Origin of the sequence: Agromyces sp. NPDC056965 (assembly GCF_042673425.1) — a bacterium.
GTDB lineage: Bacteria > Actinomycetota > Actinomycetes > Actinomycetales > Microbacteriaceae > Agromyces.
The window spans coordinates 40,614-60,155 of record NZ_JBHURI010000010.1; the positions used below are offsets into that span (position 1 = coordinate 40,614).

Annotated in this window: 17 protein-coding genes and 1 tRNA gene; 3 read left to right on the forward strand and 15 right to left on the reverse strand. The window is 67.5% G+C overall.

The window, feature by feature from the left end; translation table 11 throughout:
* Window position 1 precedes the first annotated feature (1 nt).
* Together ACFTQE_RS04215 and ACFTQE_RS04220 are read left to right on the forward strand one after the other, a co-directional pair.
* Window positions 2-976 (forward strand): metallophosphoesterase, encoded by a 975-nt coding sequence (locus ACFTQE_RS04215; protein ID WP_376923884.1) that lies wholly within the window; start codon window positions 2-4, stop codon window positions 974-976.
* 107 nt (window positions 977-1,083) lie between these two features.
* Window positions 1,084-1,157 (forward strand) — tRNA-Pro (locus ACFTQE_RS04220).
* Window positions 1,158-1,298: 141 nt separating this feature from the next.
* On the opposite strand, the gene ACFTQE_RS04225 is transcribed toward ACFTQE_RS04220, so the two are convergent.
* Window positions 1,299-2,606, reverse strand: a complete 1,308-nt coding sequence (locus ACFTQE_RS04225) for a UDP-glucose dehydrogenase family protein (protein WP_376923885.1) — start codon at window positions 2,604-2,606, stop codon at window positions 1,299-1,301.
* Between the two features lie 65 nt (window positions 2,607-2,671).
* Entirely contained in the window at window positions 2,672-4,474 is a 1,803-nt protein-coding gene (locus ACFTQE_RS04230) for a DUF4012 domain-containing protein (RefSeq protein WP_376923886.1), read from the reverse strand.
* A gap of 282 nt (window positions 4,475-4,756) precedes the next feature.
* Between ACFTQE_RS04230 and ACFTQE_RS04235 the strand changes: the two genes are divergently transcribed.
* Window positions 4,757-5,380 carry an acyltransferase gene (locus ACFTQE_RS04235; protein WP_376923887.1) on the forward strand — a complete coding sequence of 208 codons (624 nt, stop codon included), beginning with the start codon at window positions 4,757-4,759 and terminating at the stop codon, window positions 5,378-5,380.
* On the opposite strand, the gene ACFTQE_RS04240 is transcribed toward ACFTQE_RS04235, so the two are convergent.
* The 13 genes from ACFTQE_RS04240 to ACFTQE_RS04300 all read right to left on the reverse strand — a co-directional run bounded on the left by ACFTQE_RS04240 (window position 5,361) and on the right by ACFTQE_RS04300 (window position 19,518).
* Window positions 5,361-6,599 carry a lipopolysaccharide biosynthesis protein gene (locus ACFTQE_RS04240; protein WP_376923888.1) on the reverse strand — a complete coding sequence of 413 codons (1,239 nt, stop codon included), beginning with the start codon at window positions 6,597-6,599 and terminating at the stop codon, window positions 5,361-5,363. The two genes, ACFTQE_RS04235 and ACFTQE_RS04240, sit on opposite strands and share 20 nt — an antisense overlap.
* Window positions 6,596-7,816 carry a hypothetical protein gene (locus ACFTQE_RS04245; RefSeq protein ID WP_376923889.1) on the reverse strand — a complete coding sequence of 407 codons (1,221 nt, stop codon included), beginning with the start codon at window positions 7,814-7,816 and terminating at the stop codon, window positions 6,596-6,598. Before ACFTQE_RS04245 ends, ACFTQE_RS04240 begins: the two co-directional genes overlap by 4 nt.
* Before the next feature lie 133 nt (window positions 7,817-7,949).
* Window positions 7,950-9,026, reverse strand: a complete 1,077-nt coding sequence (locus ACFTQE_RS04250) for a glycosyltransferase (protein ID WP_376923890.1) — start codon at window positions 9,024-9,026, stop codon at window positions 7,950-7,952.
* Entirely contained in the window at window positions 9,023-10,057 is a 1,035-nt protein-coding gene (locus tag ACFTQE_RS04255; RefSeq protein WP_376923891.1) for a glycosyltransferase, read from the reverse strand. Before ACFTQE_RS04255 ends, ACFTQE_RS04250 begins: the two co-directional genes overlap by 4 nt.
* A gap of 146 nt (window positions 10,058-10,203) precedes the next feature.
* Window positions 10,204-11,379 (reverse strand): glycosyltransferase family 4 protein, encoded by a 1,176-nt coding sequence (locus tag ACFTQE_RS04260; protein ID WP_376923892.1) that lies wholly within the window; start codon window positions 11,377-11,379, stop codon window positions 10,204-10,206.
* Entirely contained in the window at window positions 11,376-12,311 is a 936-nt protein-coding gene (locus ACFTQE_RS04265) for an NAD-dependent epimerase/dehydratase family protein (RefSeq protein WP_376923893.1), read from the reverse strand. Before ACFTQE_RS04265 ends, ACFTQE_RS04260 begins: the two co-directional genes overlap by 4 nt.
* On the reverse strand, window positions 12,308-12,949 hold the full coding sequence (locus tag ACFTQE_RS04270; protein ID WP_376923894.1) for a NeuD/PglB/VioB family sugar acetyltransferase: 642 nt from the start codon (window positions 12,947-12,949) through the stop codon (window positions 12,308-12,310). The genes ACFTQE_RS04265 and ACFTQE_RS04270 overlap by 4 nt, the downstream gene beginning before the upstream one ends.
* The gene (locus ACFTQE_RS04275; protein WP_376923895.1) at window positions 12,946-13,575 is read right to left on the reverse strand and encodes a sugar transferase; all 630 of its coding nucleotides are present in this window, start codon (window positions 13,573-13,575) and stop codon (window positions 12,946-12,948) included. Before ACFTQE_RS04275 ends, ACFTQE_RS04270 begins: the two co-directional genes overlap by 4 nt.
* Window positions 13,572-14,708: a DegT/DnrJ/EryC1/StrS family aminotransferase gene (locus tag ACFTQE_RS04280; protein ID WP_376923896.1), complete on the reverse strand. Its 1,137-nt coding sequence runs from the start codon at window positions 14,706-14,708 to the stop codon at window positions 13,572-13,574. The genes ACFTQE_RS04275 and ACFTQE_RS04280 overlap by 4 nt, the downstream gene beginning before the upstream one ends.
* Window positions 14,701-16,395, reverse strand: coding sequence for a polysaccharide biosynthesis protein (locus tag ACFTQE_RS04285; RefSeq protein ID WP_376923897.1), 1,695 nt, complete (start codon window positions 16,393-16,395; stop codon window positions 14,701-14,703). The genes ACFTQE_RS04280 and ACFTQE_RS04285 overlap by 8 nt, the downstream gene beginning before the upstream one ends.
* 158 nt (window positions 16,396-16,553) lie before the next feature.
* A complete protein-coding gene (locus ACFTQE_RS04290; protein WP_376923898.1) occupies window positions 16,554-17,495 on the reverse strand; it encodes a hypothetical protein in 942 nt (313 codons plus the stop codon).
* A gap of 8 nt (window positions 17,496-17,503) precedes the next feature.
* Window positions 17,504-18,106 carry a low molecular weight phosphatase family protein gene (locus tag ACFTQE_RS04295; protein ID WP_376923899.1) on the reverse strand — a complete coding sequence of 201 codons (603 nt, stop codon included), beginning with the start codon at window positions 18,104-18,106 and terminating at the stop codon, window positions 17,504-17,506.
* Window positions 18,103-19,518, reverse strand: coding sequence for a polysaccharide biosynthesis tyrosine autokinase (locus ACFTQE_RS04300; protein WP_376923900.1), 1,416 nt, complete (start codon window positions 19,516-19,518; stop codon window positions 18,103-18,105). The genes ACFTQE_RS04295 and ACFTQE_RS04300 overlap by 4 nt, the downstream gene beginning before the upstream one ends.
* Between the last annotated feature and the right edge of the window lie 24 nt (window positions 19,519-19,542).

Genomic DNA, 19,542 nt, shown 5'->3' on the forward strand with positions numbered 1-19,542 from the left:
CATGGCGTCGACTCGCATGTCGCCCGTCGCGACGATCGCCCTTGCGGTCGTCGCGGCGGGCGCTGCCGCATTCGCGTACGGATCCCTGGTCGAGCGCACGCGGTGGACGCTTCGCCGAGTGGATGTCCCCGTGCTTCCGCCGGGCGCGGAGCCGATCCGCGTGCTGCACCTGTCCGACCTGCACATGGCCCCGTGGCAGCGCGACAAGCAGGAGTGGGTGCGCGGCCTCGCCGCGCTGCAGCCCGACCTCATCGTCGACACGGGCGACAACCTCGGGCACGAGCGCGGCGTCGAGGGGATCCGTCGGGCATTCGAGCCCTTCCGCGGCATCCCCGGAGTCTTCGTCAACGGTTCGAACGACTACTTCGGGCCGGTCCTGAAGAACCCGTTCGCCTATTTCACCGGGCCGTCGCGCTTCGGCCTTCGCTCGAAGTCCCTCGACATCGGCGAATTGCACGCCTACTTCGCCGAGCTCGGATGGCGCGACCTCGACAACACCGCGACGGCACTCGACCTGCGCGGCACGCACTTCGAGTTCTTCGGGGTCGACGACCCGCACCGGGGCTACGACCGGCTCGACCTCATCACCGCGGCGATCGACGAGCTGCGTGCAGAAGACCCGCTCGGCGACGAGACGTGGCCCGATGAGGCATCCGCTGTCGATCGCCCCACCGTGACCGTGGGCGTCGCGCATGCCCCCTACCAGCGGGTGCTCAACTCGTTCGTGAACCACGGCGCGCAGCTGCTGCTCGCCGGGCACACGCACGGCGGCCAGGTGTGCGTCCCGGGTTTCGGAGCGCTCGTCACGAACTGCGACATCCCCCGCGAACAGGTGAAGGGTCTCAGCGTCTGGCGTCACGGATTGCGGTCGGCCTTCCTGAACGTCTCCGCGGGTCTCGGCACCTCGATCTACGCGCCGGTCCGCTTCGCCTGCCCGCCGGAGGCGACGCTGCTGACACTCGTCCCCACCGCGTAGTCGATCCCCCACAGCAAGATCTGCGGAACCCTCACCATCTCGCACGCCGGTTGGTCTGGCAGCCTCGATTTATCGGCTATTCTTGTTGAGGCTCGCAAGGGCCGATCCGGGGTGTGGCGCAGCTTGGTAGCGCGCGTCGTTCGGGACGACGAGGTCGCAGGTTCAAATCCTGTCACCCCGACCGGGTGAAACCCCCTCCTTCGGGAGGGGGTTTTCTCATACCCGGCGCGGGTCGGTCAGCGCAGCGCAGACTGCGGCACGACCGATGCGCCTGTCGCCGCTACGGCCGGCCGGCTGATGCCACTCGGGCCGGCGGATCCCACTACGGCCGGCCGATGCCGCGGTACTGCCAGCCGGCAGCGCGCCAGGCCGAGGGATCGAGCACGTTCCGTCCGTCGATGATCCGGCGCTCCCCCACGAGCCGCCCGGTCGCTTCGGGATCGAGCGTGCGGTACTCGTTCCATTCGGTGGCGAGGATCACGAGGTCCGCCCCGAACAGGGCCGCCCGGGTCGTCGATGCCGTGCCGAGATCAGGGCGCCGCGCGAGGGCGTTCTCGAGCCCTTCGGGGTCGGTGACGACGACCTCTGCGCCGAGTTCCTGCAGGTGGATCGCGATGTCGAGCGCCGGCGAATCGCGCACGTCGTCGGAGTCGGGCTTGAAGGTCACTCCGAGCACCGCGATCTTCTTGCCGGCCGCCGAACCGCCGAGGTCCTGCACCGCGTGGTCGACCACACGGCGCCGCTGCCGCAGGTTGGTCTCGTCGACCTCGCCGAGGAAGGCGAGGGTGTCGTTCAGGCCGAGCTCCTCGGCCCGGGCGATGAACCCGCGGATGTCCTTCGGAAGGCAGCCGCCGCCGAAGCCGACGCCGGCGTTGAGGAACCGCCGGCCGATGCGCGCATCGTGTCCGATCGCGTCGGCGAGCGCCGTGACATCCGCGCCGGTCGCATCAGCGATCTCCGACATGGCGTTGATGAAGCTGATCTTCGTCGCGAGGAAGGCGTTCGCGGCGACCTTCACGAGCTCGGCCGTGGCGTAGTCGGTGACGATGCGGGGCGTGCCGGCCTCGATCGTGGCTCGATAGACGTGATCGAGCACGGACGCCGCGTGGGTGTCGCCGTCGGCGACGCCGTACACGAGGCGATCGGGCGAGAGGGTGTCCTTCACGGCGAACCCCTCGCGCAGGAACTCGGGGTTCCATGCGAGACCGGCGTGGCCCGCCTCGGCCGCGAGCCGCTCGGCGAGACGGGCTGCGGTGCCGACGGGCACCGTGCTCTTGCCCACGATGAGCGCCCCCTCGGCCAGGTGCGGCAGCAATGCGGTGAACGCCGCATCGACGTACGACACATCGGCGGCACCCGTCTCGGCGGCCTGCGGTGTGCCGACGGCGAGGAAGTGCACCTCGGCATCGGCGACCTCGGCGATGTCGGTGCTGAATCGCAGGCGCCCGCTCGCGGTCGCCGTCGCCAGGATCTCAGGCAGCCCGGGCTCGTAGAACGCCGGGCGGCCGGCCGCGAGCGCCGCGATCTTGCGTTCGTCGACGTCGATGCCGACGACGTCGTGGCCGAGTTCGGCCATCGCGGAGGCGTGCACCGCGCCGAGATAGCCGCAGCCGATGACCGAAATACGCATGTCGACCCTTCGTCTCTGTCGAACGGCTTCCATTCTGCCGTACAGATGGCCTCGGGGGCGCTGGGTCACCCGACCGCGATCACCGCACAGTCCAGCGGTCCGGTCGTGATCTGATTCGGCGACACGACCGGTGTGACATCGGCGACGAGCTCGACCTCGGTCGGATCCGCCGAGACGTAGTCGAACGTCAGCGTCCGGGACTCCTGCGGGGCGATCGTGACCGTCTGCTGCGCGACCGCGGATTCGCCGTCGGTGCCCGTGCGAACGGCTTCGGCGGTCCCGTCCGCACTCTGCGCGACGAGTTCGTAGCCGGGCAGCGAGTACGACAGCACCTCGACTCGCATGCTCCCGACCTCGGTCGACTGCCCGCCACCGGTGACGTAGCCGGGCAGGCTCTCGACGGCCGCTGGATCGACTGCGTTTCCCAGCACGACCGTCACTCGCACATTCCGTCGTCCGTCGGCGGCGCAGACCGCCTGCGAGAGGTCGACGTTCTGCGTCATGAAGCGCTGCATCTTGCCCGGCGTGGAGTCGATGAAGTAGACACCGAACCCATCCGCGGGAGCGTCTCCACTCGGGGGTTCCCCCTCGAACGATGAACCGGCGATGAGGTCCTGCTCCGCGGGCCGCGCACTCCGCACGAGGATGCGTCCCTCGTCGGCCGCGCGCTGCACGACCGAGACCAGTGCACGGATCTCGACCGATCCGGACATCAGCCGCGACATCGTCGTGGCGGCGAAGGCCTGGTTGATCGCATCGACCTCATCGGGCTCGAAGGTCTGATAGAGATCGCCGAGCAGCATCGGCACGGCGTTCGTGCTCGTCAGCTGAAGGCCGCCGGGAAGATCGATCGGCCCTGTCGCATCGAGGAAGTAACTCAGCGCCACCGTGTCGATCGCGACGACCATGTCGACGTCGACGCCGTGGGTTCGCTTCCACATCTCCTTCGCGATGTCGAAGGTCAGGGAGAATCTCGGCGTACGCGTCAGATTCTGAACGTAACGGCCGAGCCCGAACGGGTAGGTCGCTCGCACATCCGCCGCGATCGGCACGACGTCGGCGTCGTACATCGGCATGTCGACGGGCGCCGCCGACGACTGCGCGGCGAGCGTGATCGCCCCGCTCTCGATGTGCATCTGCGCGAGGGAGCCCACGGTGCCACCGCGTGGCATGACCTCCCCATTGTTCTGGAAGAGGAACAGGATGTCGCGCGGGCCGTCGGCGCCGAGCAGGCCGGGGAGGATCGCGACCACCTCTCGGAGGGGCTCGAGCACCTGCCCGGCCGACGAGGTCGCGTCATCGAGGCGCTGCAGCCCCGAAGCGACTTCGGGCACGAGCATCGAACGATCCACCGATTCGAGCATCGATGTCGCCTCGGTGACCGCATCGGCCGCACCGTCGACGGTCGTGGCGGCGGCGCTGACCGCTGCGAGGTCTATGCGTCCGTCGACCGGCTTCAGCGCATCGAGACTGAGGGATGCCGCGGGCACGACTGCATCGCGGGCGATCACGTCGGCCGAAGCGGCTGCCATGCGCACGGCCTGGAGGTTCTGGCCGACGAACGGCACCCATTCGAACGCCTGCCAGAATCCCCCGCTGGTCTGCCTTCGGGCCGAATCAGTGAGAGTAGCGAGCTCGGCGGCGGCTCGCGTCGCACCCTGCGTATCCCCGGCGAGGATGTGCTCTTGAACTTCGACGACGAGCTGCGGCGCCGATTGGAGCCGGTCTCGGGCGTCCATTGCCCGTGGCACGAGGATGGCCGCGACGATGCCGCCGACGACGATGAGCAGCACGAGCGCTGCCAGCGGCACCCAGAACACGGGCCGCCGAATCAGCGGTCGGCGGGAATCCCCTTCGCGGCGCTCCATGATTCGACCACGCTAGCCGACACGAGCGCGCGGACGTGCGCCGACACCGGTGTCGGTTCAGTGCATCGTCGCGAAGCAGTGCGACGCGGGTCCCGTCGATGAATCGGCGTCGTTACAGCCGCGAATCGGCAGGACCATCTGTATTCGCCCGTGGAGCTCACCTCGACTCGCACGCACGTGACGAAGATCCACCTCCGCAGCGTGGCGGGCACTCCGCGATGGCCGGCGGCGTAGTGTCGAACGACAGACCCGTCCGTGGACGGTCACCGACTGAGGAGCTCTATGCACGACGCCGGCGAGGATCCGGGCCGCCCTGCGATGGTCGTCGTCGACCACGGCTGGGCGCGCGCCTCCTCCGCACGCATCCTTCGCGGATCGCGACTCGTAGCACAGCGTTTCGCATCGCGCACTCGGTTGCTCGCACTGCGGGCCATGTACCCCGGCCTCATCGTGCACGGTGAGGTGTTCATCGGCAAGAACTGCGAAATCAGCGTCCAGGGAGCGGGCCGGCTCGTGCTCGATGGATGCCATGTCTCGCACGGATGCGTCGTCACCGCTGGCCCTGACGCCGATCTGCGGATCGAGGCCGACTACATCGGCCCCTCCTCCACGATCGTCGCCCGACGGTCGATACGGATCGGCCCGGGCTCGAAACTCGCCGAACGGACCGTGATCCGGGATGGCAACCATGACCACACCGTGCCGCTTCGAGCGATGCGCTTCACCGCAGCACCGGTGAGGATCGGCGCGGATGTCTGGGTCGGTGCAGGAGCGATCATCCTCAGCAGCGTCTCCATCGGGGACGGTGCGACGATCGCGGCGGGCGCAGTCGTGACGAAGGACGTCCGCCCGGGTAGCACCGTGGCCGGTGTTCCTGCTCGAGAACTCACACGGCGACGCGAATGAGCCGGCTCCTGACGGAGGCGAGCATCAGCACCGCGATCAGCACGAAGACCAGAAGCCGAGCCCATGCCACACCGAAGGGCCCGGCGATCGCGGCTCCCGCGATGTAGAGCGGGATCGCGATGCCCATCGCCGCGATACCGAGCCGAAGCGCGGCCGTCGACCACCCTCCGCCGATGATCGCGAGGTTCGCGACGACGATCACGGCATACGCGACCTCCGACCAGAGCAGCACCGCCGCCAAGAAGGGCGATTCGGCGTACTCGATGCCGAACACCGGCACGACGATCAAGAATGCCGAGGCGACGAGCACGATGCCGACGAGTGCGGCAGCGAGGGTAGCGAGCAGGAGTCGACTCCGAAAAGCGCGCCAGGCCAAACCTGTAGCGACCTCCCTGGTGGCCAGCTGTCCGATCGCCGTCGGCGCGAGACGGGCGACCTCGACGACCGTCGCTGCGAGCGCGTAGACCGCCACGGCGTCGGCCGTGTCGAACGCGGCGACCACGAGACGATCGAACCGGGAGATGACGACGATCGCAACCGGGAGCACGAGGGACCTCAGCCCGTGGCTGAGGAGTAGGCCTGCACGGCGCCGGCTCGTCGAGGCCCACACGAGCGCTCGTGCACGCGTCGACGCAACCGCGGCCGCGACGACGACGACGAACTGGCAGCAGGCTTGGGCGGTGATGACGGCTGCGGCATCGCCCCCGACCGCGAGGGCGACAGCGACGCCGGTGAATCCGACGATCGCCGAAGCCGCCGCCCACCGCGACGCCTCGACGAACTGTCCGAGCGCGAATCGCGCTTCCGTGACGAGCAGCGTCGCAACCTGGGCCGACGCCGCAAGCGCTGCCCCGAGCACGTAGTTCCATTCGAGCAGGCGAGCATCTGCGAGGCCGGCCATTGCGACGCAGGCAATGGCACCGCCGAGACCAGACACGACGATGAGCGCCAGCGACACCGTGGTGAAGTCCGCCGAGAGCGCATCCTGGTCGACTTCACCCGGGTGACGATGCCGGTACGCGTTGCCGATGCCCGCCGCGCCGATCAGCGCGACCAGCGACGCGATGGTGACGACGATGACCATCAGACCCCGCTGATCGACAGGCAGCACGAGGGTGGTGATCAGGGCGCCGCCGACGCTGGCGACGAGCTGCGCACCGGAGCCGACGAGCAGCGCGCCGACATTCCTGGTGAAGGAAACCCCTGATGCCTTCGTCACGGTTCACTCCTCGGATGGTTCCGTCCGATCATCCGAGCAACGAACAGCATGCTGACGCCGATCGCGAGCTGCACGAGCACGGGCGCGAACGAGTTCCGCACCGCGATGATGAGCGGCAGGAAGACGACGGCCGTGAGTGCCCCGCCGTCGACGGTCGCCGGCAGGCGGTCGACACGGCCGATCACCCATCCCAACAGCCCCATCAGCAAGCAGACCCCGAGGATTCCACCGTTTCGCAGCCCCTCCGCCACTGGCGACCCGCCGATCGGCCCCTGGAGTGTGAGCATCTCGACGTTGAAGATGCGAAGATCGCTCGCGCCGGGCACGGTACCCATTCCGAGTAGGCCTTCTGCGAACCTCACGATCGGCGCGACGAACGTGACTCCACCGCGAACCTCGACGCCGCTCTCGAGCCAGTGCTGCACCACGACGACGGGGTACAGCGAGTACCCCATCTCCGCTGCGGCTTCGAGCGGCGTCGCCCGGGCAAGACCATCATCGAGCAGAGCGCTGAGGCCGCCGGTCCGCGTCGTCCGCAGCACAGACACGAGCGCCAAGATGAGCAACGCGGCGAGGGCGAAGAGCCCCGAGCGAATCCGCGTGCGCTTCGCTTCCACAACCAGCACCGTTGCGAGCAAGAAGAGGACGGTGCCACGTAGGCCGAGCGGGAGGCCGACGAGCGCGATCGCCCCCATCAACGCCCACCCGATCAGTCGCTCACGCCCGCCGCTGGCGACGAGGAATCCCACTCCGTACCCCAGCATCGCGATTCCGTATCCGAAGATTCCGTCGTTCGCCACCTTTTCGAGGAACACGAGATATCCGGAGAACAGCACACCGATGCCACCACCCGGCTGCAGAGCCAGTGTGATGAGACCAAGCCCGAGGACGACCCCCGCGTACCCGACGAGATCTGTCCTGCTCCGACTGGTCCGCGCCATACGCGATTGCGGTGCCCGACGACCCGGCAGGCTCGCGAGCAGACCCACCTCCCAGGCGATGACGGCCACGCAGACAGCCGTCACGGCGCCGTGCACCTCGCTCGAGAGCACCCAATCGTTGTTGCCCTGACCGATGATCATGCGCTCACCACCGAGGGCGACGGCGAATACGAGCCCGCCATGGAACAGCCCGAACACCAGGGTGTAGATGAACGCCGCCCCGCCCACGCCGCGGTCGCGCCGCCAGGAGACGATCATCGCGCCGAGCAGGCTCACGGCGAGCACAACGGCCGACAGCTGCAACGTCGCCGGAACACTCAGCTGCGTCACGAGCGCCGCAGCGCTGCATGCGATACCGAACATGCGGCGAAGTGGACTGCCCGCGACTCGCTCGTCATTCACGAGCGTGTCACCGGGCGCCGAAGAGGTGACGCCAGTCACGCACGCTCCTCTCGATGGCGAAGTCGGAGTCGACCACGGCGGATCGAAGTCCCTCCGCGTCACGATGAGCGAGCGCGATCACCTCGGCGATCGCGTCCGCCCAGACCTCCGGTGCGGCGTGCGGCGATACCAGCCGGATGCCCGGGAGAGCCGTCGCGAGCTCTCGGAGGGTCTCCAGTTCGGATGCGACGACCGGCACACCCGTTGAGAGCGCTTCGAGGATGACTCCGGGGAGCCCCTCGCGGAGCGAGGGCAGGACGAGCACATCGGACCTTCCGAGCAGCGATGGCACGTCCGACCTGTCCCCGAGCACCTCGAAACGATCTCCGGGCAGCGTCCCGAGATCCGCGGTGTCGCCCGGGCCAACGATCCACCAACGAGTGCGAATCGTTCGCTCGAGCGCGAGGAAGATGGGCACGAGTGCCGCTCGGTTCTTCTCCGGGGAGCCGCGGCCGACGTGGATCACTCGCGGCTCCCCCTCAGATCGGACCTCGACGGACGGCGCGAATCGCTCCGTGTCCACACCGTTCCCCAAAACGAACGATCGACCCTGACGGATGAACGGCGCCCATCTTCCGAGGCCGAATTCAAGGCTCGAGCGAGAGACTGCAACGATCCGTGTCGCGAAGCCGACCATGAGAAGTCGCGATACGACACGGTAGGCCCGACGTCCGAAGCCGTTACCCCGTCCGTCGCCGACCGAATGCAGGCGAGCAATCCTGATCCTCGCACCGGCCGTCCATGCCGCTGTCAACAACCATCCGCTCGCGAGTGACACGTGGGATACGACGGCGTCAGGTCGGTAGCGCTGCACCGCCGCTCGTACGAGTCTCGCGGCCTCGATCGGAGAACGGATGTTCATCGCCTCGACGATCGCCCCAGTCGTCTCGAACGATGGCGCGAGTATCCCGACTCTGCCCGACAGACACAGGAATACCTGCTGCACCTCCCCAGCAGGGATTCGCCGACAGAGGTCGAGCGCGACCGACTCCGCGCCGCCTCGGTCGAGAGACCCGATGAGGTGGACAACCGTGGTGGCGCTCATGAGCCGCTCCCGCGACCGCTGACGAGAGCACCGACGCTTGCGGACCAGATCTGTCGCCTGCGCTCGAGCGCCTCTGGCTTGAATCGCTCCGCGGACTCGATCGCCGCAGCCGCGAGATCGGCCTGGAACGACGGGTCGGTGAGCACGCGCCGAAGCCTTCTCGTGAGCGCGACCACGTCGCCCGGCGGCACGAGCGCGACCCGCGGCAGTAGTTCCGGGATGCCTCCCACATCGGAACCGATGCACGGGAGGCCCCTGGCCATCGCCTCGATCAGTGCCCGCGGGAGACCCTCTGTCAGTGACGGCATCGCGAACACCTCTGCCTGGTCGAGCAGCGCGAGCAACGACGGTCGATCGTCGATGTGCCCGAGGAAGCGCACCCGACCGGTGATGCCGAGTGAGCCGACGAGTGCGCTCAGCTCCGGTTGCCTCCTCCCGTCGCCGACAAGATCGAGCTGGGCATCGATTCCGTCTCGCACGAGGGCTGCGACGGCCTCGATGAGTACTGGGTGCCCTTTGTACAATTGTTCTTGCGATCCCACCGCGATGATTCTTCCCGGGATGCAAACGCGCGATGCCGGGACGGCGATGGGTTCGGCACGAACGTCGGTGTAGGCCACGCGCACTGCTCCGGTATGCGCCGGGTACTTGCGCTGGAGTGACTGCTCGGTCACGTAGCGCACAGTGTCAGCACGACGGATGGCACGACGCGTGAGTCGCACGGCGAGCGGTGCGAGCATCGACCCGACCTTCCCGGCCACCCCGGTTCGCAATACTTCGTCGATGTCTCCCACGACTTGCGCAGCGATCGGCCTCCGTCGGCGGTACGCCCGCCAGACCGCGATCAGCCCGATGATCCCAGGAAGCTTGACGCACGTCACATCGGAGTTCCGTACGGCGCGATCTATCGACATGACGAGTCTCGGCAATCTCCGCACCATCGCGACGAGTCCAACGTAAGTGGGGAGAGCCACGACCGTGCCATCGATCTGCGCGCCCTCGAGAGCCGACGCGTCATCGACGCGGAGCACGAGACGAAGATCCTGGTGCTCACGAAGGTCAGCTTGCCAATTCCGCCCGCCCACTCCGGCATCGCGGGTGTACGTGCCCCGGCCGCCGTCCCCCCGCGTCGCTCGAGACTCGACGAAGAGGGCGATGGCGCCGTCACGCCGGCCGCTCATCGGCGGACTCCGCCCGAATCAAGCACCACGTCAGCGACGCGGTCGGCTGCGGCGCGCCCATCGAACCGTCGCGTCATGTACATCCGTGCTCGCAGACCACGATCTGCCAATACACCACTGCGCCACTCGTGGAAGGCGGACTCGAGGGCGGAGTCGAGGTCATCGACGGATCCGGCGCGGACGATCCAGCCCGTTTCGGGGAGCACCGTCTCCGGCAGGCCCCCCGCGTCGCTGACGATCGATGGTACGGCCATCGCCGAAGCCTCCAGAGCTGCGCCATGGTTCTCCGACAGCGACGGGCTGACGCTCAGATCGGCCTGCGCGTAGGCGGTGCGGATTTCATCGAGCGACGCCGACCAGGTGATCCCCCGGTCGAGGATGACCGACTCGAACTCGGATATCACCCGCTGACGGTAGCGTTCCCCCGCCGCGTCGAATCCGCCGCCGACGAAATGGAGCTCCGCTTCCCCATGTCGTCGAGAGAATCGGCTCCAGGCCTCGAGCATCACGTCGTGGCCCTTGATGCCACGACCTGCGTGCGCGAGGCGCTTCGGGGCGTACACGTAGGCGACCATGACGACTCGGAAGGCCCCACGTTGCCCTGCGCCCGGGGATGGGGCTGCCCCGATCGGCTCGCCCGGGGCGAATCGCTCGACGTCGACGCCATATGGAATCGAGTGGATCCGGTCGGCTGCGATGCCCAACGCGGCGTAGCGTCCCGCCGTGTACTCGCTGCCCGCGATCAGCACATCGTCCCAGTGTGCGGCGAGACGCTCGACGGCCCTGATCACCGGCGAATCGAGGTACAGCGGACCGGCGACCATGTGCACCCGTCTGGTTCGGGTGCCTGAAAGCGCGAAACGACTCGCAAGCGCGCTCGCGTACAGGTGATAGAGCGCAGCATCTGCGTCGACCCGGCGAAGGGTCCGGCGCAGATGCAGGAGCCCCCGCAGCGTCCGGATGCGCGGTGCGAACCTGAAGTCGAACGGCGTGCGGATCACCTCGAACCGACGTTCGTCTGCTGCAAGCCGATCGAGTTCCGTCGCCAGCCGGCCCGGCCCCGACGGAATCACTGCAACGACCTCGCCTCCGCGCACGAGCAGCGACTCGATCTGGGGCACGATCCATCTCGCGCCTTCGCTTGTCTTCACGATCACGGCGATACGGGTCATCGAGGCTGCATCCTCGCCCATTCGAGGGTCCGAGCGAGGCCGTCTTCCAGGCCGATCGAGGACACGGAGGGAAAGTACTCGAAGACGCCGTCGGTGTTCGACTGCGATGCCCGGACGTCCCCGATGCGCGCAGCGACGAATCGACGATCGAGCGGCCGGCCGACGGCGCGCTCGAGTTCATCGACGACCATGATCAACGACGTCGACGTGCCGTAGGCCAAGTGCACCGGATGTGGAAGCTCGAAGCGACGATCGAGGGCGTCGACGATCACCTCGCAGACCGTGTCGACGAAGGTGAAGTCCCTCGATTGCAGTCCGTCTCCGTGGATCTCCAGTGGGTCGCCGGTGAGCGCCGCCTCGACGAAGCGGGGAATCACCGCGGCGTACACGTGGTCGGCGAATTGGCCGGGACCGTACACGTTGAAGAACCGCAGTGCCAGTGTCGAAAGCCCGTAGCTCGTCGCGTAGGCATTCACGTACCCCTCGGCCGCGAGCTTGCTGGCCCCATACGGGCTGATCGGGCGCGTCCAGTCCTCAGGATCCTTCGACAGTTTGGGATTGCTGCCGAACACGGCGCTCGAAGAGGAGAAGATCACGTGCGGGCGACCGACTCTCGCTTCCTCCAGGACGTTGAGCGTGCCATTGACGTTGACGTCATGGGTCATGCGCGGGTCGGCGACCGACGCCGGCACACTGCCCAGTGCGGCGAGATGCACGACGGCATCGACCTCGTTCATCGCATCGCTCAGCGCGGCGCGATCGAGGATCGACCCGATGATCACATCGACGTCGAGATCACGCACACTTTCGATCCGACCGGTACTGAGGTCGTCGAGCACCCGAACGGAGGTCGAATCGTCATCGCTGAGGCGGCGAGCCAGATTCGAGCCGATGAAGCCCGCTCCGCCGGTGATCAGTACCGTACGAGTCATCTCGCGGGCACTCCTTTCACTGTCACTCGGTCCGGCACGTCCCGAACCACGCAGGCCGCAGCGCCCACCACACTTCCCGTCCCGATTCGAAGCCCCTGAAGAACAACCGCCCCTGCGCCGATGAGCGCCTGCGATTCGACCAACACGTCGCCGGAGATCACTGCGCCGGGGTTCACGGAGACGTACTCGCGCAGGATGCTGTCATGCCCGACGACCGCGCCGGGGTTCACATGGACCATTCGCTCGAGGACGACGTTCGTCGAGACCGTCGCTCCGGCGCACACGACGACGCCCGGCGCGAGCACCGATTCCTCACCGATCGACGCACCCGGATGGACGAGTGTGTGTGCGGTCCTGCCGTGCACGGCGAACTGCTCCGCTATCCGCGACCGGACGGTCGGATCGCCGATCGCGATCACGTGCTCGGCATCGACCGCGCCGGCGATCCAGTCTTCGGGGGTTCCCAGGTAGGGCATCGAGAGCGCTTCGAGTCGTTCCAGATTGCGCGTCGACGGCGACGCATCGAGCACGCCGAGGACGCGGATCGAGTCCGGGAAGGCGCGGTTCCGCGCGGCGGCGGTGCTCGCGCATTCGCGACCGAACCCTCCGGCACCGACGATCACGATATCGACGCTCATTCCGCGGCATTCTCGGCGGTGCCCAGGAATTCCTCCGATGCTGCACCTCCGGGCGCGGTGATGCCCGCGCCTCGGAGTACCGGAAGGACCGTTCGGGCCAGTATTCGGATATCGAACAGGAGGCTCCGATGATCGACATACTCCACGTCGAGGCGGAGACGGTCATCCCAGGACAGCATGTTCCTCCCGTTCACTTGCGCCAGGCCGGTGATGCCCGGCCGCACCTCATGCCGGCGAGACTGCTGTCGCGTGTACCGGTCGAGGTACGAGGGCAGCAATGGCCGTGGTCCGACGAAGCTCATCTCTCCGCGGAGCACATTCCAGAGTTCGGGCAGCTCATCGAGGCTCGTCGAACGGAAGGCGTTCCCCCATGGCGTGCGCCGGTCCGCGTCGCTCGTCAGCCCCCTGACGGGATCCGCGTCGAGCATGCTGCGGAACTTGACGAGCCGGAAGGGCCTGCCGTCCAGTCCGGGACGTTCCTGCGTGAAGAGGATCGGTCGCCCGAATCGGACCACGACGGCGATCGAGACGCCGAGCATCACCGGTGAGAGCACGATCAGGCCGAGCGTTGCTCCGATCACGTCCAACGCCCGCTTTACGGGGTCATAGCCTCGTACCGTCGTCACGCTCTCGCCTCCAAAAACGCCTCGATGCGATCATCGATACGCTCCACTTGCTCAGGTGCGAGCGCGGACCCGCTCGGCAGCGTGAGGCCGGTGCGGAACAGTTCGTCGGCGGCACCAGAGAGCTTTCTGCGAGCCCCGGCGAACACGGGCTGCCGATGCATCGGGTTCCACAGCGGGCGCGACTCGATCGATGAAGCGTCGAGCCAGCTCATGAGGTCGGTCGAGCCCCACCCGGTGACGTCCTCATCCACAATGATGGCGGTCAACCACACATTGTCGTGCTCATCGCCTTCCGCCCCGAATATCTCCACACCCGCGACACCGGCGAACTGTGCCGAGTACCGTTCGCGGTGCGCGCGCCGACGCGCGATCATCCCGTCGAGCCTGGAGGCCTGGGCACGTCCCAATGCGGCGAGCACATTGCTCATGCGGTAGTTGAAGCCGACCTCGGTGTGCTCGTAGTGCGCGACAGGCTGCCGCGCTTGCGTCGACAGGTACCTCACGCGAGCCGCCAGCGATGGGTCGTCGGTCAGCAGCATGCCGCCGCCCGACGTCGTCATGATCTTGTTCCCATTGAACGAGAAGACCGCCGCTCGTCCGAACGAACCGGCCGCCCGACCGCGATGCGAAGCGCCAAGCGATTCAGCAGCGTCGGCGATCAACGGGATTCCTCGGTCCGCGGCGATGCGCTCGATCGAGGTGTAGTCGACGCATTTGCCCAGCAGGTCGACCGGCACGACCGCCGCGACCCGACGCCCTTCGTCGATCAGCTCGTCCAGCGCACTGGCGAGCAGGGCGGGATCCATGTTGCCGGTCGTCGGATCGCAATCCACGAAGTACGGCTCAGCGCCCGTGTAGACGATGGCGTTCGCAGTTGCGACGAATGTCATCGTCGAGGTGACGACGACGTCTCCGGCGCCTGCACCGAGTGCAACGAGCCCGAGGTGCAGGGCGGCCGTTCCCGATGAGAGCGCCACGGCGTGCTGCCTGCCCACTCGTGCAGCCAAGTCGGCCTCGATGCCGTCGACTTCAGGACCCAACGGAGCGATCCAACCCGAACGCAGGGCGCGGATGACGAACTCCTCCTCGAGCGGGCCGATGTCGGGCGACGACAGGTAGATGCGGTCAGACATTTCTGCTCTTCCCTGGCGCCTCTGGCTGAACACGAAGAGCGCGCCTGGAATCGCCTTCACCCCGCAACATCCCGACGAGTGTCTGCCAACCATCCAGTTCGAGTTCACTCGGCGAAGCGCCCTGCACCATGGCATGCCGAATCTTCGGATGACGCGGACGCTCCGTCGTCTCGGCTGCGCCGACGAGTTCTTCATGCAACTTCTCACCGTCCCGCAGACCGGTGAAGACGATCGCGATCTCCTTGCCCGACATCTCGATCATCCGTTTCGCGACATCGAGGATCCGCACTGGTTCTCCCATGTCGAGGATGAGCACCTCTCCCGGCGCACCGATGCCACCGGCCTGCACCACGAGCTGACACGCCTCCGGAATCGTCATGAAGAACCGAGTCACGTCTGGATGTGTCACTGTTACCGGTCCGCCTGCTTCGATGAGCGCGTTGAACGTCGGCAGCATCGAACCGCGGCTGCCGATCACATTGCCGAACCGCACAGACAAGTAGCGGAGACCGGTCTCGGAAGCCATCCAGGCGGTCAACTTCTCTGCAGCGCGCTTGGAGTGCCCCAGCACGCTCGTAGGGTTCGCCGCCTTGTCAGTCGAGATGTTGACGAATGTCTCGACGCCGACGCGACGCGACGCGTTCAACACATTCAGGGTGCCGAGCACGTTCGTCTTCCAGGCTTCATCGGGATACTGCTCGAGCATCGGCAGGTGCTTCAGCGCCGCCGCATGGAAGACGACCTCGGGCCGCCGCTCTTCGAACAGTCCATCGATCGCTCCGCCGTCGCGGATGTCGGCGAGTACGACATCACGAGTGTCCAACAGCCCATGGCCGACGGTGCGCAGCTGAGCACCCTGCAGCCCGGTCTCGTCGCGGTCGAGCATGATGAGCTCGGCAGGAGCGTACTTCAGGATCTGTCCGCAGAGCTCCGACCCGATGGAGCCGCCGGCACCGGTCACCAGTACTCGCTTGCCCGCGAGATATCCGGCGATCGACCCGACATCGGTGTCGACGGGGTTCCGCCCGATGAGGTCTTCGATCGAGACATCCCGCACTTCGTGGAGACCGGTCCCACCGGCCAGAATCTCGTCGAGTCTGGGAAGCACCTTGACCTGCAGCCCAAGGTGGCGACCGTCGTCGGAGACTCGTCGGAGCATCACTGAATCCGCTCGGGCGATCGCGACGACGAGGACGGTCGCCTTCGTATCGCGGACGACCTGATCGAGGTCGGCGAGCGTACCGCGAACCGGAACGTTGCTATAGCGAACGTTGCTGTAGGTCACGTCGTCATCGAGCAGGCCGACCGGCAGGAATCCGGACTCGGTCTCGGTCTTCATGCGGCGAACGAGGGAAGCACCCAGATCGCCCGCTCCGTAGATGAGCGTGCGATCCGCGTCCGCCCGCGGCCGTTGCTGGCGCTCGACGTACAGCCGTTTCAGGTAGCGGGCGGCGAACATCAAGAGCAATCCGATCGGCACGGCGATCAGGACAGTACTCCGAGGCACGCCGACGGAGGTTCCGAACAATACGACCGGCACCGAGAGGATTCCCGCGACGACGAGCACCGCTGCCCCGAGCGCTCGAACCTCCTCGAACGTGCCGTAGGTGAACCGCCCCTGATAGAGGTGGAACATCCACCCGATCACGAGTTGCAACACCACGGCGCACGCGATGAGCAGGAGCATCGGAACGACGGCGATGCGGGCCAGATCGAATTCGTACCTGAACACCTCCGCGAGGGCGATCGCGAACGCCCATGAGATCGCATCGAGACCGAACTGCGTACCGAATCGCACCGGGCGCGACCGATATCCACGATCGATGATGCCTTGGCGCTCCTCGTTCACTGCCATGTCGCTCCCCCGTCGTCAGTGCGTCCCAGAGCGTCGCCCGCCCACAGCCATGTCGTTCCGGATTCTCCGGTCGCGACCGCTGCTCCACCCGCCGCCACCGTGGTTGCGAGGCAGGCCCCTGGGGCGCCCGCATCGAGCCCTGCATCCGTCAACGCGATCTCGACGAGCTGCGCCCCCGCGCAGTCGCCCTCGTTGAGCACGGCGACACGGTACCCGGCACCGCCGGCCGCGATGGCTGCGGCGCCCGGCACCGCGACAGGCGGCAGCCAGCTCCCGGCTCCGTCGACGGTCGCGTGCACGGACCCGTCGTCGCACAGCACCGCGGCGAGCGTGTCACCGCCGACGGCGAGCTGCACGACCGTCGCGCACGGCGCCGGATGCGCACCGCTCGGTGAGTGGACGACGGCGCGATCGGCCGGATCGACGTACCAGGCCGAGCCGACTTCCTCGGCCGCCGTCTCCCACGCGGCTCCACCGACGAACGAACGCTCGAAGGTGGGTGTGCAGCCTTCGACGGCGAGGCCGATCACGCCGATGAACGCTTCATCGCCGATGGTGATGCGCTGCGCCGAGGCGATACCGGGGGCGACGAACGCCTCCCAGGATGCCCCACCGTCGGAGGTCACCTCGACGGTGGTCGGCTCCGGACACGCCGTGACGGCCGCGCGCACGGCTTCGTTCGCGTCGGCGGCGGTGAGCACGCGGTTCGCCACGACGGTCGGGACCACGTCGGTCGGCGCCTCCGACGCGACATCCTCCGTTGCGGCAACGGGTGCCGTGTCAGGCGGTGTGGCGCCCGCACCCGCCACCGGACGATTCCGGTTGAGCGCGACGACCGACAACACGACGACGACCACGACGAGCACCCCGAGACCGACTCCGGCCCACGTCGTGATCGAATGCCCCCGACTCCAGTGACGCTGTCCCCCCACAGCTGCACCTACGCCCGTCGAGCCGCGAGTGTCAACAACTCGACTGTCGACCGAACGGCCGGCACGAGTTGGGCGGCCGACTCCTCGTAGACCGGCGGTGGTCGACGATACGGGTCGATCACGTCGAGGTCGTCGGCCGAATCGAGGGCCTCCGCCACCCCGCGAAGTGCCGCGACGGCCGCCACCGCGTCGCGCAACCGAGACGCCACCGCGTCGTCGCCCGGCCCGTCGACGACGCCGGCAAGGTCGGCTTCGTTCACGGATGCCGCGAGGTGCGCGAACTCCCGGAGGGTGAACGTCGTACGCGTGGCTGCCGGCACGGTCTCCACCACGAATCGACGATGCTCCCGCGCGAGGGCGAGCACGAGGTCTGCGTCGTGGATGAGCTGCTCGTCGAGCTGACGGGCGCGGTGCGCCGCGGCATCCGTCGCACCGAAGCGAGCGGCGAGCGCCGCGGCTTCCGGCGGCATCCGCTCTCCGACCAGGGCGATCGTGCCGGCGCTGCCCACCGAGACCCCATCGACATCGGCGAGTCCGTTGCGCAGCAACTGTTCGGCGAGTGGCGACCGGCAGATGTTCCCGGAGCAGACCGTGAGGATGCGGAAGGTCATGGCCGCCCGCCTGCCTGCGCCTCGACGTCGAACTCCCCAGTCACGTCGTGGGTCATCCCGTAGGTGTACGTGCCGTAGCCGTAGCTGTCGGGCCCCTTCGTCGGGAGCATGGTGACGACGATGCCGAGCAGTCGGCTGCCGATCGCGTCGAGGGCGCGTACGGCGCCGGCGAGTTCCTGCTTCTTCGTCGACCCCGATGCCGCCACGATGATCGCTCCGCCTGCGAGCTTCGAGACGACCGCGGCATCCGTCACCAGCAGCAGCGGCGGAGCATCGATGAGGACGTAGTCGAACTGGTTGGTGAGGGTCTCGAGCAGCCGCGCCATCGCGGCCGAGCCGAGCAGCTCGCTCGGATTCGGCGGGATGCGCCCGGCCGGCAGCACGTAGAGCTGCCCTCGGCCCCATCGCTGCAGGACGTCGACGAGTTGCGCGCGCCCGATGAGCACGTCGGTGAGGCCGACACCGCCTTCGACACCGAGGTAGTCGGCCAGCTTGGGCATACGCAGGTCGCCGTCGACGAGCGCGACCTTGGCGCCCGTCTCAGCGAGGGAGATCGCGAGGTTCGCGGTGGTCGTGGACTTGCCCTCGCCGGGGCCGGCGCTCGTCACGACGAAGCTGCGCGGCCCGCCCTCGATGTTCACGAACTGCAGGTTCGTGCGCAGGCTGCGGAACGATTCGGCGCGGGGATTTCGCGGGTCCGCGTGCACGATGAGCGGCCGCCGCTTCGCGTCGGGGTCGAGCGCGATGCCGCCGAGCAGCGGCTTGTCGGTGACCTGGGCGATGTCGTGCAGCGAATGGATGCGCGTGTCGAGCACGGTTCGCAGTGCCGCGATGCCGATGCCGAGCGCGAGGCCGATGAGCGCACCGAGCACGAGGTTGAGTCCGACGTTGGGACTCGACGGTGCTGCCGGAACCGTCGCCGGCTGGATCGTCTCGATCTTCACGAGACTCGCGCCGTCGCCGTCGGGCTTCTCGAGGTCGTTGACCACGACGTCGGCGAAGTTGCGGCCGGTCGCGTTCGCGATCTCGGCGGCCAGCTCGGGATCGCTGTCGGTCACGGAGATCTCGATCAGCACGGTGTTCAGCGGCGAGCTCGCGTCGATCTGGCCTGCGAGCGCGACGCTCGAGGTGTCGAGCGCCAGCTCGGCGATCACACGGTCGAGCACGATCGCACTGTCGACGACGTCGACATAGCTCGTCACCGCCTGTCGGGCGAAGTTCGTGCCCTGCACGAGGTCGCCGGTGACGGCGGTGTCGCCCGATCGCACGGAGACGTAGAGTTCGGTGGCCGCCTCGTACTTCGGCGTGACCGCGAGGGAGTACACGGCTGCGGCGCCGATTCCGAGGAGCATGCTCGCGACGATGAGCACCCAGTTCTTGTGAAGAATGCGCACATAGTCGCGAAGTTCCACGGAACGTCCTCTCGGTCGGCGCAC